The sequence below is a fragment of the Pseudomonas sp. CM27 genome, from assembly GCF_013179515.1.
Lineage (GTDB): Bacteria > Pseudomonadota > Gammaproteobacteria > Pseudomonadales > Pseudomonadaceae > Aquipseudomonas.
This window is the reverse complement of sequence record NZ_JABMCN010000171.1, coordinates 1-13,029: the sequence shown is the minus strand read 5'-3', so window position 1 is coordinate 13,029 and position 13,029 is coordinate 1. Positions and strand designations below refer to the sequence as shown.

13 protein-coding genes and 1 pseudogene are annotated in these 13,029 nt (G+C 60.7%); 7 read left to right on the top strand and 7 right to left on the bottom strand.

Going from position 1 to position 13,029, the window contains the following annotated elements; genetic code table 11:
* Positions 1-162: 162 nt before the first annotated feature.
* Genes HP547_RS19900 through HP547_RS19890 form a run of 3 tightly spaced genes read right to left on the bottom strand, consistent with a single transcriptional unit; the run spans position 163 to position 2,599 of the window.
* A complete protein-coding gene (locus HP547_RS19900) occupies positions 163-747 on the bottom strand; it encodes a LysE family translocator (protein WP_172231489.1) in 585 nt (194 codons plus the stop codon).
* Positions 748-796: 49 nt separating this feature from the next.
* The gene (locus HP547_RS19895; protein ID WP_172287195.1) at positions 797-1,627 is read right to left on the bottom strand and encodes an AraC family transcriptional regulator; all 831 of its coding nucleotides are present in this window, start codon (positions 1,625-1,627) and stop codon (positions 797-799) included.
* A 48-nt stretch (positions 1,628-1,675) separates the two neighbouring features.
* Positions 1,676-2,599, bottom strand: coding sequence for a LysR family transcriptional regulator (locus HP547_RS19890; RefSeq protein WP_172287192.1), 924 nt, complete (start codon positions 2,597-2,599; stop codon positions 1,676-1,678).
* Between the two features lie 104 nt (positions 2,600-2,703).
* Here HP547_RS19890 and nfsB point away from each other — a divergent pair, with 104 nt between their 5' ends.
* Positions 2,704-3,357: an oxygen-insensitive NAD(P)H nitroreductase gene (gene nfsB, locus HP547_RS19885; RefSeq protein WP_172230965.1), complete on the top strand. Its 654-nt coding sequence runs from the start codon at positions 2,704-2,706 to the stop codon at positions 3,355-3,357.
* Between the two features lie 54 nt (positions 3,358-3,411).
* On the opposite strand, the gene HP547_RS19880 is transcribed toward nfsB, so the two are convergent.
* The gene (locus HP547_RS19880; RefSeq protein WP_172287190.1) at positions 3,412-4,566 is read right to left on the bottom strand and encodes a cysteine desulfurase family protein; all 1,155 of its coding nucleotides are present in this window, start codon (positions 4,564-4,566) and stop codon (positions 3,412-3,414) included.
* A gap of 192 nt (positions 4,567-4,758) precedes the next feature.
* Positions 4,759-5,685 (bottom strand): LysR family transcriptional regulator, encoded by a 927-nt coding sequence (locus HP547_RS19875; RefSeq protein WP_172230959.1) that lies wholly within the window; start codon positions 5,683-5,685, stop codon positions 4,759-4,761.
* Positions 5,686-5,825: 140 nt separating this feature from the next.
* On the opposite strand from HP547_RS19875, the gene HP547_RS19870 reads away from it, so the two are divergent.
* The 6 genes and pseudogenes from HP547_RS19870 (at position 5,826) to HP547_RS19845 (ending at position 10,881) form a co-directional block, all read left to right on the top strand.
* Positions 5,826-7,055 carry an acyl-CoA dehydrogenase gene (locus HP547_RS19870; protein ID WP_172287188.1) on the top strand — a complete coding sequence of 410 codons (1,230 nt, stop codon included), beginning with the start codon at positions 5,826-5,828 and terminating at the stop codon, positions 7,053-7,055.
* A 266-nt stretch (positions 7,056-7,321) separates the two neighbouring features.
* Complete coding sequence (locus HP547_RS19865) at positions 7,322-8,728, top strand: PAAR domain-containing protein (RefSeq protein WP_172287186.1); 1,407 nt, start codon at positions 7,322-7,324, stop codon at positions 8,726-8,728.
* Positions 8,718-9,113 (top strand): hypothetical protein, encoded by a 396-nt coding sequence (locus HP547_RS19860; RefSeq protein ID WP_172232403.1) that lies wholly within the window; start codon positions 8,718-8,720, stop codon positions 9,111-9,113. Before HP547_RS19865 ends, HP547_RS19860 begins: the two co-directional genes overlap by 11 nt.
* A gap of 312 nt (positions 9,114-9,425) precedes the next feature.
* Complete coding sequence (locus tag HP547_RS19855) at positions 9,426-9,893, top strand: hypothetical protein (RefSeq protein ID WP_256676382.1); 468 nt, start codon at positions 9,426-9,428, stop codon at positions 9,891-9,893.
* A 56-nt stretch (positions 9,894-9,949) separates the two neighbouring features.
* Positions 9,950-10,496 (top strand): annotated as a pseudogene (locus HP547_RS29985) (hypothetical protein); the annotation flags it as partial.
* Positions 10,489-10,881, top strand: a complete 393-nt coding sequence (locus tag HP547_RS19845) for a hypothetical protein (RefSeq protein ID WP_172287183.1) — start codon at positions 10,489-10,491, stop codon at positions 10,879-10,881. The pseudogene HP547_RS29985 and the gene HP547_RS19845, both read left to right, overlap by 8 nt.
* 6 nt (positions 10,882-10,887) lie before the next feature.
* On the opposite strand, the gene HP547_RS19840 is transcribed toward HP547_RS19845, so the two are convergent.
* Together HP547_RS19840 and HP547_RS19835 are read right to left on the bottom strand one after the other, a co-directional pair.
* A complete protein-coding gene (locus HP547_RS19840) occupies positions 10,888-11,952 on the bottom strand; it encodes a TerC family protein (RefSeq protein ID WP_172287181.1) in 1,065 nt (354 codons plus the stop codon).
* A gap of 186 nt (positions 11,953-12,138) precedes the next feature.
* Positions 12,139-13,029, bottom strand: an 891-nt coding sequence (locus HP547_RS19835; RefSeq protein WP_172287178.1) for a phosphate ABC transporter substrate-binding/OmpA family protein, incomplete at its 5' end; no start/stop codon positions are given.

Below are 13,029 nucleotides of genomic sequence, written 5' to 3'. Positions count from 1 at the left end.
CAGCGGAAAACTGTTCCAGCAGCTCTTTCGGAACCTTTGGTAACTCTCGGAGCGGTTTTTTTTTGGTTGGCATACATGCACCTCTTACTCATGTTATGCCCGAACACAAAATTTCTGACACCCTCGCTTGGTCTTTTGGGGAGGGGGCTCACCTCTGCGGCTTCAGCTCAGCATGGCCACCCAGGCCGACACCAGCAACACTCCCGCCAATACCTGATTGAACACCCGCAACCGCTGCACCCCCTGCAACCACCGCGCGCTGCCTACCCCCAATGCCGCCCACGCCGCCATGCACGGCAGGGCAATCAGCAGAAACACCAACGCCAGCTGCCACACCGGCAGCGACGGTGCTGCAAATACGCCGACCACCGCCACGGCCATCAGCCACACCTTGGGGTTCACCACCTGCAACGCCGCCGCGCTCACGGCGCTGAAGCCGTGCGCCGTGGCGGCCTCAAGCGGTGCTGCCGCGCTGCGCAGCATCTTCCACGCCAGCCAGCTCAGCCACAGCACCCCGGCCCAGCTCATCATCTGTTGCGCCAACGGGTAACGCAGCAGCACCTCACCCAGCCCCAGACCGACCAGCAGCACGATCGCCGCAGCTGCCCCGCAGGCCGCAGCGATGGGCGCCAGGCTCGCGCGCAGGCCCAGGCGGGCACCGTGGGCGAGGATCAGCAGGTTGGTCGGCCCCGGGCTGATGCTGGACACCAGGGCGAAAAGGATGAAGGGCAACAGCGAGTGCGACATGATCAAGGGCTCCGGAAATCGAAGCACCATGCTCGCTGCCCACAGCCCGTCAGTCTGGAAGGTTTGAGCAGCGCCTGCGGTAGTCGGCCGGGGTCAGCTGGTAGGCGCGGCGAAACCAGCGCCCCAAGTGGCTCTGGTCGGCAAAGCCCAGGGCCACGGCCACTTCGGCCGGGGTCTGGCCCTGGGCCAGCAGGCGCCGTGCCCGGGCCAGGCGCAGCTGGATCAGGTAGGCATGCGGCGCCAGGCCGAATGCGGCCTTGAACGCGCGGGTGAGGCGGAAGCGGTCGATGCCGCAAGCCTGGGCCAAATCCTCCAGGCCAATGTCGCGTTCAAGGTTGGCATGCAGGTAATCACGTGCGCGTTGCGCGCTCAGCGGCAGACGCGGGTCTGGGTTGATACGCCGGCGCCAGTGCAGGTGACGGGTCAGGCAGGCCAACAGGTCGTCCATGGCTGTTTGCCTGACCATGCGCAAGTCCTGCTCATGCACGGCCTGGAAGGCGAGGGCGGTGGCACGCGCCAGGCGTTGGTCATGGCACAGGGTATCGGCAAAGCTGGGCAGGCTGCTGCCTGGTGCGTGCTCGAACAGCGTCCGTAGCTGCTGGTCGAGCCAGGCAGGCTCAAGGTACAGCGTCGAATAGGTAAAGCCTTCGTCGGTCGGCGCCAGTCCATCGTGAATGTCGCCGGGTTCGAGCAGGAACACCTGGCCTGGCGTGCTGCGGTGGCGTACCCGGCGACAGTTGAACTGCTGCACGCCCTGTTCGGTCACGCCGACCAGGAAGCTGTCGTGCCAGTGCGGGTCATAGGCATGCCCGACGAAATGCGCCCGCACCGACTCGATGCCAGTGTCGGCGTCTTGCTTGAAGTCGATCCAGTTGCTCATGCGGGTGTGCCATTGGGGTAAATGGCTACCTTAGCGTAATGGTCCGGCTCAGTCTGGAACGATTGTGCAGCCGTTGCTCAGCGCCCGGCTGCGCAAGGCTTCGAAGCGCTCGCGCAGCCACAGGTGCAACTGCGCCACGGCAGGCGTGAGCTGTTTGCGATGCGGGCACACCAGGGTGACCGGCGTGGGCTCGCCGAGCAACTCGGGCAGGACGATTTGCAGCTCGCCGGCCGCGATGTTGGCGCTGACATCCAGCCACGACTTGTAGACGATGCCTTCGCCCTGAATGGCCAGGCGCCGGATGACATCGGCATCGTCGCTAACCAGCGGCCCGCGCACCTGCACGGTGCGGTTGCCGACTCGCCACTTGTCATACACCCGGTTGTGCTGCAGGTACAGCAGGCAGTCGTGTTGCTGCAATGCGTCGGGGGTGAGCGGGTGGCCGCGGCGTGCCAGGTAGTCCGGCGAGGCCACCAGTACCCGGCGGTTCCAGTCGGCCAAGGGCAGGGCGATGTAGTTGGCATCCTGGTTGAGGCCATAACGGATGGCCACGTCCACCGGGTCGCGGTTCAGGTCGGCGATCTGGTCGGACAAAAAAAACCGCAGTTGCAGGGCCGGGTGCTCGCGGCGAAAGGCGCTCAGCCATGGCAGCAGCATGTTGCGACCCATGTCGGAAGGTGCCGAAACCTGCAGCGTGCCGCGCAGTGTGCCCGGGTTGCCATGCAGGTCTTCATGGCCCTGGCGCAGGCTCTCCAGCACATTCAGGGCGGTGGGCAGGTAGCGCTCGCCTTCGGCGGTCAGGCGCAGGCTGCGGGTAGTGCGGGCGAACAGGCGTACGTCCAGGTCGCGCTCCAGGCGCTTGATCGCGGCGGCCACCTGGCCCGGTAGCAACCCAGCCTCATGAGCGGCGGCGGTGAAACTGCCCAGCACGCTGCTGCGGGCGAACAGTTCGAGGTCAGCGATGCGCAGCATTTTCACTCCGGCGATGAAAGTGTTCCTGCATTGTGCCGCTTTTTCTTTTCCGCAGGAAAGATAAGATGCGCGGCACATCTATTGTTCATTCCCGGAGTTGCTGCATGGATACCGTCTCGCTGGCCAAGCGCCGCTATACCACCAAAGCCTACGATGCCTCGCGCCGCATTCCCCAGGCCACCGTCGATGCCTTGCTCGAACAACTGCGCCACAGCCCGTCTTCAGTCAACTCGCAACCCTGGCACTTCATCGTCGCCGACAGCGCCGAAGGCAAGGCCCGCCTGGCCAAGAGCACGGCGGAGCGGTTTGCCTACAACTCGCCGAAATTGCTCGATGCCTCGCATGTGATCGTGTTTTGCACCCGCACCGAAATGACCGAAGCGCACCTGAACGGCGTGCTTGACCAGGAGGCCGCAGATGGCCGCTTCCGCGATGAGCAAGCGCGTGCTGCGCAGAACCAGAGCCGACGCTACTATGTCGACCTGCACCGCTTTGACCAGAAAGACGCGCAGCACTGGATGGAAAAGCAGACCTACCTGGCCCTGGGTACTGCCCTGCTGGGTGCGGCAGCACATGGGCTGGATGCCACGCCCATCGAGGGCTTCGACAGCCAGATCCTCGATGCCGAGCTTGGCTTGCGCGAGCGTGGCTTCACCAGCGTTGTGATCCTCAGCCTGGGCTATCGCAGCCAGACGGACTTCAACGCCGGCTTGAGCAAGTCGCGGTTGCCGGCTTCGCAGGTGTTCACTTTCCTCTGAAGCCGACGTGCGGCGGGGGCTACACCTCGTATAGCCGGCGGTTCCAGCGCCTGTTCACCACAATGCCGCCGACGCCGAAGCCAGTACTCGGGTAAACACTTCAAGCGCCTTGTCCACTTCGGCCTCGGTGGTGTAGCGGCCGATGCTCAAGCGCAGGCTGTTGCGTGCCTGGCGCTCATCCAGGCCCAGCGCCAGCAGCACATGCGAGGCTGCGTTGCTGGCCGAGTTGCAGGCCGAGGTGGTCGACAGCGCCAGCTCGCTGGCCAGCGCCGCACTGTTGAACCCCTGGCTGTCGATGCACAGGTTCAGGGTATGGGCGATGCGTTGGCTGGCGCAGCCGTTCAGAGAGACGCCGGGCAAGCCCAGCAGGCCTTCGCAAAGCCGCTTGGCCAACTGTTCAACGCGCACATGTTCGCTATCGCCAGGTTGGCCGGCGAGGGCAAAAGCGCTGCCCATGCCGGCGATCTGGTGCGTCGCCAGCGTGCCGGAGCGCAGGCCCTGCTCATGGCCGCCGCCGTGCATCTGCGCACGCATCAGCGCGCGCGCCCGAGGCCCGATGTAGAGCGCTCCGATGCCTTTTGGCCCGTATACCTTGTGCGCTGAAAAGGACATCAGGTCTACGGCCATCGTACTCAGGTCGATGGCAACCTTGCCCACCGCCTGCGCGGCGTCCACGTGCAGCAGGGCACCGTGGGCGCGCACATGTTCGCCAATAGTGGCAACGTCTGTGAGCGTACCCAGTTCATTGTTCACCGCCATCAGGGAGACCAGGCGCGTATCGGCGCGCAGTGCTGCTTGCACGCTTGCGGGCTGGATCAGGCCAGCCGCATCGGGTGCCAGGCGGGTCACGGCCCAGCCCTGGCGCTCCAGTTCGGCAACCGTGTCGAGCACCGCCTTGTGTTCGAGCTGGCTGGTGATCAGGTGCCCGGGCTGGCCGAGGCCCTGGGCAATGCCCTTGAGTGCCAGGTTGTTGGACTCGGTCGCCCCCGAGGTCCACACCAGCGCATCGGCCTGCGCGCCAACGCATTCGGCTACCTGCTCGCGGGCCTGTTCCACGGCGTGACGGGCGGCCTGGCCGAAGGCATGGCCACTGGACGCCGGGTTGCCGAAGTTGGCCTGGCTGCCCAGGCAGGCGAGCATGGTTTCGATGACCCGGTCATCGACTGGAGTGGTGGCGGCGTAATCGAAGTAGAGCGGGGCGCTGGGCATTGGGGCGGGTCCGTGTCTGTCGCCGTGAAAGGGGCGATCGTCGAAGTAAGCGTACCCGCCGCTTTGAAGATGTTTTTTACTACCCGTTGCCAATTCGTCAAATGACTTGAAAAATAATTCCCTTTATCTGGTCCTCTGTAGAATATTTTTCTCTAGAGGGTGAGAGGTATGCCAAGTCCCTCACTCGTATGCTCATGCTGATTCCAGAACTCGCTCTTCCTCCGCAACCACGCGTTCGCACAACTCGATGATCTGCTCGCGCATCCAGCGGTTGGCGGGGTCCTGATCAGTGCTTTCATGCCAGTACAGGTGGGTTTCCAGGGCGGGAACCTCGACTGGCAATGGGTGGTAACGCAACTGGTGACGGCGGGCGAAGCGTTCCGGGACGGTCATCGCCATGTCGGTCTGCTGCAGCACCTGCGAGGCCATCAGGTAATGCTGCGAGCGCAGGGCGACCTTGCGCTGCACACCCATCTTGCCCAGCGCCAGGTCCACATAGCCCAGGCCGTTGCGCCGGCTGGAAATATGGATATGGGTCATGCCCAGATAACTGTCGAGGGTCAGCTTGCTGTCGGCCAGCGGGTGGCCTTGGCGCAGGGCGCAGACGTAGCGGTCTTGCATCAATTTGACGTGGCGTACCTGCGGGTCGGTGTTCAGCGGCGCGTCGATGGCGAAGTCCAGCCTGCCGGCGGCCAGTTCCTTGGTGGTCTCGCGGCGCTTGCACAGGAAGCTCTCGATCAACACGGCCGGTGCCAGGCGGCGCAGGCGCTGGAACAGCGGCGGCAAGATCACCGCCTCGGTCAGGTCGGTCATGCTGATGCGGAAGGTCTTGTTGGCCTGCTGGGGGTTGAAGATGCGGCTTTCCTGCACCGAGGTGCGCAGCAGCGCCAGGGCGTTGCGCACCGGGCCGATGATGTTCTGCGCCATGGGTGTGGGCACCATGCCTTGGGCGGTGCGTACGAACAGCGGGTCGTTGAAGGTTTCGCGCAACCGCGAAAGGGCGTTGGACACCGCTGGCTGGGTGATGCCGACAATCTGCCCGGCCCGGGTCAGGTTGGCTTCGGTGTAGATCGCGTCGAACACGATGAACAGGTTGAGGTCGACCTTGCTGAGGTTCATGGGCGCCGCTCTTTGTTGGAATTATCGGCCGATCATATATCGGTTATGAATGTTTATACACGCGGAAAATAGACTAGGTGGATGGGGGCTGGCTGCTCTAGGCTCTGGCCCATGTACTCCGAACCGTGAAGGTAGCCCCGATGGATTTCGCCTATTCGCCCAAGGTCCAGGCACTGCGCGAGCGCGTCAGCGCGTTCATGGACGCCCATGTCTACCCCGCCGAAGCGGTGTTCGAGCGCCAGGTCGCCGAGGGCGACCGCTGGCAGCCCACTGCAATCATGGAAGAGCTCAAGGCCAAGGCCCGTGCCGAGGGGCTGTGGAACCTGTTTCTGCCCGAATCGGAATACGGCGCCGGCCTGAGCAACCTGGAATACGCCCCGCTGGCGGAAATCATGGGCCGTTCGTTGCTCGGCCCGGAACCGTTCAACTGCTCTGCGCCGGACACCGGCAACATGGAAGTACTGGTGCGTTATGGCAGCGAGGCGCAAAAGCGCCAGTGGCTGGAGCCGCTGCTGCGGGGCGAGATCCGTTCGGCGTTCGCCATGACCGAACCGGACGTGGCTTCCTCGGACGCTACCAACATGGCCGCCACGGCCGTGCGTGACGGCGACCAATGGCTGATCAACGGCCGCAAATGGTGGACCTCCGGCGCTTGCGATCCGCGCTGCAAAGTGATGATTTTCATGGGCCTGTCCGATCCTGAGGGGCCGCGTCACCAGCAGCATTCGATGGTGCTGGTGCCCACCGATGCGCCCGGCGTGAAGATTGTCCGCCCGCTCCCGGTGTTCGGCTATGACGATGCCCCTCACGGCCATGCCGAAGTCCTCTTCGAGAACGTGCGGGTACCGTATGAAAACGTGCTCCTCGGCGAGGGCCGCGGTTTCGAGATTGCCCAGGGGCGCCTGGGCCCGGGCCGTATCCATCACTGCATGCGCTCGATCGGCATGGCCGAGCGCGCGCTGGAGCTGATGTGCAAGCGGGCGGTGGAACGCACCGCGTTTGGCCGGCCACTGGCACGCCTGGGCGGCAACGTCGACAAGATCGCCGACTCGCGCATGGAGATCGACATGGCCCGGCTGCTGACACTGAAAGCCGCCTATATGATGGACACGGTCGGCAACAAGGTCGCCCGCAGCGAGATCGCGCAGATCAAGGTGGTGGCGCCGAACGTGGCGTTGAAGGTGATCGACCGCGCCATCCAGATACATGGCGGGGCAGGGGTAAGCGGCGACTTCCCGCTGGCCTACATGTATGCCATGCAGCGCACCTTGCGCCTGGCCGACGGACCTGACGAGGTACACCGGGCGGCGATTGGCAAGTACGAGATTGGCAAGTATGTGCCGGTGGAGATGTTGCGAAGCGGGCGATGAATTACTGACTTCATTGTCAGACTGAAGCCATGCGCTCTTACAGGTGAGCGTATTTCGGCCTTGCCGTATGCGTCTGGCTGCAGTCGGATGAATTATATTTGTGATGTAGGAAATTTGATTTTCTCCGCCAAGAAAACCCCCGGCTTGTTCTGCAAAACATACTTTGGGCTATTTGTAGGAAACATCTGATTTTCGACTCAGGCCACTTGTATCTCCCATGCTGATGTTAGGTTTTAACCTCAACTTCGTGCACAGGGAGTTTGCATATGCGCACCAGTCTAGAGGGAAAAGGTCAGGCAGTAGATGGCGATGTAACCACAACGGGGGCGGTGTGTATTGCCACGGATGCAGGCTATCTCGACGAGGGCCGAATGGTGCTGCGCGAAGGTGATCACACCACGCCATGCCCCCTGTGTGGCCAGGAAGGGGTCATCGCCGAAGGGGCGGATTTCGTCATCTCTGACGGCCGGCGTGTCGCCATGGATGGTGCTCTGGTCCTCTGTGGCTGCCCGCCGGGCAGTAATCGCGTGGTCGCACCGTTGAGTGGAGCATTTGTGCCGATGCGCTCCGTTGCCCGACATGCGCCTACCCATTTTGCCGAGGCATCAACCCCCGTCTACCCCGAACGTTTCTCGCAACCCGTGGCAGGTGCGTTGCCCGGTGCCCTGGAGCCTGGGTTCTACGTGGTGCCCCGGGGCATGTCGTTCGCACAGGTGCTGCTGCAATTGGCGGAACACGATGCCACGCTGCCTGTCTCCCGGCTGCAGCGGCTCAACCCTACGTTCGAACAGGGGTTCAAGGCAGGGGAAATTTTCGTCATCGGTGACCCTGACAACGGTGACGCCTGCACTCGCGAGGAAGGCCAGCTGATGGCGGCGGCGCAGCACGCACGCCGCGCGCTGGCGGTGCTGGATTTCGCCGAAGCGGATTTCATGATGGCGCATCAGGCCGAGATTGCGGGGTTGCTCAGCAATGCCAGCCAGTCCATGGGCGTGGGCAAGGATATGCTTGACCAGGGTTTGAAGCAGGTCAGTGGCACGTTGACCAGGATCGAGCAGTTGCATCAGCGGGAATTCATGCGCCATGGCCACCTGAACAGTCCAGGATTCTTCGCTGAACGGCGGCAGCTCTTGAAGCAGCTGGATGGCCAGTTGAAAGTGGCATTCCTTAACAAGCAACTGAACCTGGGAAGCTATGAAAGGCTGAAGAAGAGTTTGAACATTTCGACCAAGAGCCTTGTACACCATTGGTCGAAGGCCGGCGGGCCGGGGCAGATTCCGGGGTATGCAACGCATCTGGACAAGGTGGCGCGGCTTGGCAATTTCCTGAAATATGGGGGGTACGCTGCAATTGGCCTGAGTGGGACCTCGTCCTATTTGAAAGTACAAGAGGTCTGTCGAAGTGGGGACGCGGAAGCCTGTGCAAAGATTCGATATGTTGAAACCGGATCGTTCAGTTTGGCGGTCGGGGGCGCATCAGCGGGGGCGGCATTGGCTGGTACTGCGGTGGGTACATTATGTGCCGTATTTACCGCAGGTACAGCAGGAATAGGTCTGCCAGTTTGTGGTCTCGTGGTTGCGGGAACAGGTGGTCTAGCAGGTGGAAAACTTGGAGAATTGCTGGGTGGGTCGTTCGGCGAATTCATCTATGAGGTATCTAATGATGAAATTTGAGAGCTGGCCGGTGGTAATGAAGTTGCTATTTGTAATTACCCCATTTGTCGTCTCTCTCCTTGGTGTATTGATTAATCTTTCTATTACGTTATCGCGCGACTTCCATGTCGTCTGCTCTGCGATTACCAGCAATCCGTATATGGAACGGCTAAAAATATCCTGGGGGACGTCAAACCTGAAATGGCGTTGGATGTTGGTCTGCAGTATCGGCGGTCTTGTCACATTTCCGGGGCTGGCTTTGCGCTCTGGCAATCTGAATGTCGATGAGTTGAGGGCATTTCCTTCAAAGCTGAAACGAAAGCTTGGAATTTCGGCGTGGTTGTCAATTATCGGGTTTGTCTGGATTGCGGTTGCAGCCGCAGTAGTCGAACTGTCCAGAGCGTAGCGGAATGGTCAATCTCGATCCGGGCGGCTTCTAGGTGGCATACGCCTCTAAAGAAGTGATCTCTGCGCGAATTCGATCAGCCCCGCATTTGCGGATCTGCCTCGTTACTGAACGCAACATTGGAATTAGCGGGCTGTCTGGGTTGAGCGTCCTTGATGTTGCCTCCTCCGCTCGCATCTTGACCAACGGATATGCATTAAAGTGTAAGCTCAACAATTTTGTAGGAAACATCTGAATTTCTTTTACAGGCACTTGAAGCGCCCTTGGTGATGTTAGGTTTTCCAATCTGAATCATGCAAAGGGAGCTTGAACATGCGCGTCATCCTGGAAGGAAAAGGTCAGGTGATGCAACCACGAAGGCTGGTGAGCAGATTTATGAGATTACAGATGATTGACTTCGATAGCTGGCCGCCCGCTTTGAAATTATTATTTCTTATCGTCCCGTTCGTCAGTGGGTTCGCAGGGCTTGCTCTGAACGCGCAAATTGCGATGTCACCAGATTTCAAAATTGCCTTGTCAGCTATTCAAAGCAACCCCTACTTAGAGCAAATGAAGCCCATTTGGGGAAAGGGAGGTTTGAGATCTCGATGCCTGCTTATAAGCGTAGTGAGCGCTTTGGTCACTTTCCCCACGTTCCATATTTACATGGGCTGGCTTGACCAAAACGAGCTAAAGAGCTTTCCTTCATATTTGCAGCGAAAAATGGTTGTGGGGCTGTGGCTGAATTTCTTTGCTGTTTTCTGGACGCTGATTGGTTACTTCCTTATAAGAGGTGAGTAGTCCGAATTGGCGCGAGTTTATGCACTGCGGCTAACTGAATAGTCGTGGTTATCCCCGAGTGGCGACAGTTGCTGCAGCAGCTGGATGGCCAGTTGAAAGTGGCATTCATTAACAAGCAGTTGAACCTTGGGAGTTATGAACGCCTGAAGAAGAGCCTGAATATTTTCACCAGGAGCCTAGTGCATCACTGGTCGAAAGCGGGCGGGCCGGGGCAGATTCCGGGATATGCAACGCATCTGGACAAGGTGGCGCGGCTTAGCAAGTACCTAGAATATGGTGGGTATGCTGCGATTGGGTTGGGGGGAGCTTCTTCTTATTTAAAAGTGCAAGAGGTTTGTCGCGCTGGAGACTGAAGACTGTAAAAAGGTCAGACTTACCGAGACGGGAGGTTTCGCTACTGGAACCGCCGGACCAATAGTTGGCACCTTAGCAAACCTCGTATCTGGAACAATTTGTGCCGCTGTTACCATGGGCTCGGGAGGTCTGGCTGCGCCGGTATGCGGCATAGTGCTGGTGGGCGCCAGCGGCATGGCTGGGGGAGTGCTGGGCGGGAAGCTCGGTGAGTCCGTAGGCGAGTTTATTTACGAGGCGCGCAGTGATTGACATTACTGGCTGGCAACCACTTGCTAAAGTCGCGATTCTATTAAGTCCGTTTGCTATCAGCATACCAGGACTAGTCCTTAGTGCTGTCTCGACGTTGACCAAAGATTATGATATCGCCTGCTCAGCCATCACCAGTAACCCCTATTTTGAAAGCATCAAGCTTTATTGGGGAACTGGGTCATTCAAGTGGCGCTGGATGACGCTATGTACGGTAAGTGGGCTAGTGGCATTTCCGTGGCTAGCGCTGCGAATGGGTCAGCTGGATGCTGGCGAGTTACACGCGTTTCCGCAAAAGCTTAAACGCAGGTTGAAAATTTCTGCCTGGCTAAACATGACCGGACTCATCTGGATGGTGGTTGTATGGGCATTATTTAAGTTCAAGTAGGGGAAATCAGACCCGCATCTGCGGGTCTTCCTCTTTCTGGCCGGCTTTACGATCGGCATTTGTAGCTTGCCCGAGCGCCTGATCTACGACAGCCACCTTCTCCCCCCGCGTCTTGACCAACGAAACCACCACTCCACCCAGCAACAGCCCGAACGTCACCCCCAACGACAGCAACGCTGGCACCTTGCCCACCATGCCGTGATAGAAAATCTTGCACCCAATGAAGATCAACACCAGCGCCAACGCGTACTTGAGGTAAACGAAGCGGTGCATCAGCGCCGACAGGGCGAAGTACAGCGAGCGCAAGCCAAGAATGGCAAAGATGTTCGAGGTATAGACGATGAACGGGTCCTGGGTAATGGCGAAGATCGCCGGGACGCTGTCGACGGCGAACACCAGGTCGGCCAGCTCGATCAGCACCAGCGCCAGGAACAGTGGGGTGGCATAGCGCAGCGCCTTGCTGTGCCCGGGCGGCGTCTGGCGCACGAAGAAGTGCGAGCCGTGTATCTGGTCGGTGACCCGCATGTGCCGGCGCACGAACTTCAGGATCGGGTTGTTGGCCAGGTCCGGGTGGCTGTCTTCCTTCGACAGCGCCATTTTCACCCCGGTAAACAGCAGGAAGGCGCCGAAGATGTACAGCACCCAGGCAAAATTCTGCACCAGCGCAGCGCCTACACCAATCATGATCGCCCGCAGGAACACGACGCCGAGGATGCCCCAGAACAGGACCCGGTGCTGGTAGCGGCGGGGGATGGCGAAGTAGCTGAAGATCATCGCCATGACGAACACGTTGTCCATCGACAGCGACTGTTCGACCAGGAAACCGGTGTAGAACTCCAGCGCCGACTGCGCCCCGAGCTGATACCACACTCCGGCGCCGAACAGCACGCCGACGCTGAAATAGCCCGAATACAGCAGCAGGCTTTCGCGCATTTCGATTTCCCGGTCCTGGCGGTGCAGCACGCCCAGGTCGAGCACCAGCAAACCGACGACGATGGCCATGAACACCAGCCACAACCAGGCGCTGGTACCGAGAAACGGGGTGGTGAGGAATGCCTGCAGAGCTGTCATGAGCCCCTCCTTGAATGTCGACGTTGCATGGCAACAGTGATCCGACATCACGGCGTGGCAGCCGTCAGAGGGGCCCGGTATCACATGAGCTTGAGCCTAGACCCGTTTGCCGATGATGCCGAATGGGGAGCTGTTACATTTCTTTGCCAGGCCGCTCCTACACAGGAATGTGCGCAGGCTTGTAAATCAGTACACCCACACTTCGACCCGCCGGTTGCGCAGTCGCCCTTGCTCCAATTCATTCCCGGCGACCGGCAGCTCATCGCCCATGCCTGTCACCTCCAGTACGGCCACACCATCGCGTGCCAGTTCGCGGCGCACTGCCTGGGCGCGCAGGCGCGAAAGCAGGGCGGCGCGGCCGGGTGTTTCCTTGGGGTCGCCAAACCCCACCAGCACGGTCTTGCTCTGCAGTTTGCCGGCCTGGCGCAGGTACTCGGCGACCCGCTGCACGTCACGCAGCGCCTTGTTGTCGAGGCTGGCACTGCCTTCCTGGAAGCGGAAGTTCACACTCAAACGCTGCGCCTGTTGCGCCAGGGTGCGATAGCGCGGCGGCATGCTGGCCTGGGGCGGCACAGGCTGCGCCTTTATCTGCTGCGAAACGAAGCCATGCTGGGCGACGATCGCCTGGCCTGCGGGGCTCTGGGCAAACTCGGCCAGGGCCTTGGCCTGCGGCCTGGGGGTGGCTGGCAGGTAGAAATACAGGCGCCGCGACAGCGGGTAGTCCTCGCTGGCCACCAGCGCCCGCTGCGGCAACATGGCCGGCGCGTCGCCTTCGGCTACCGCCAGTACCTTGGCCCCGTGCACTGCGGCCAGGCTGCTGAAGCCGATGGCCTGGCGGTCGGTGCTCACCCCTGCAGCCAGATCGTCGCTGGACTCGAAACGCCGTGCCACGGCCGAAAGTTCCTCATGCTGAGGCTCCAGCACCAGCGCCTTGAAGGTTTCATAAGTGCCGGAACGATCGTCACGGGCGTACAGATGAATAGCCCCGCCGGCGATGCCCAATTGCTCCCAGCGCTGGATCTGCCCAGAGAAAATCTGCGCCAGTTGCCTTGTGGTGAGTTGCGGCAGCGGGTTGTC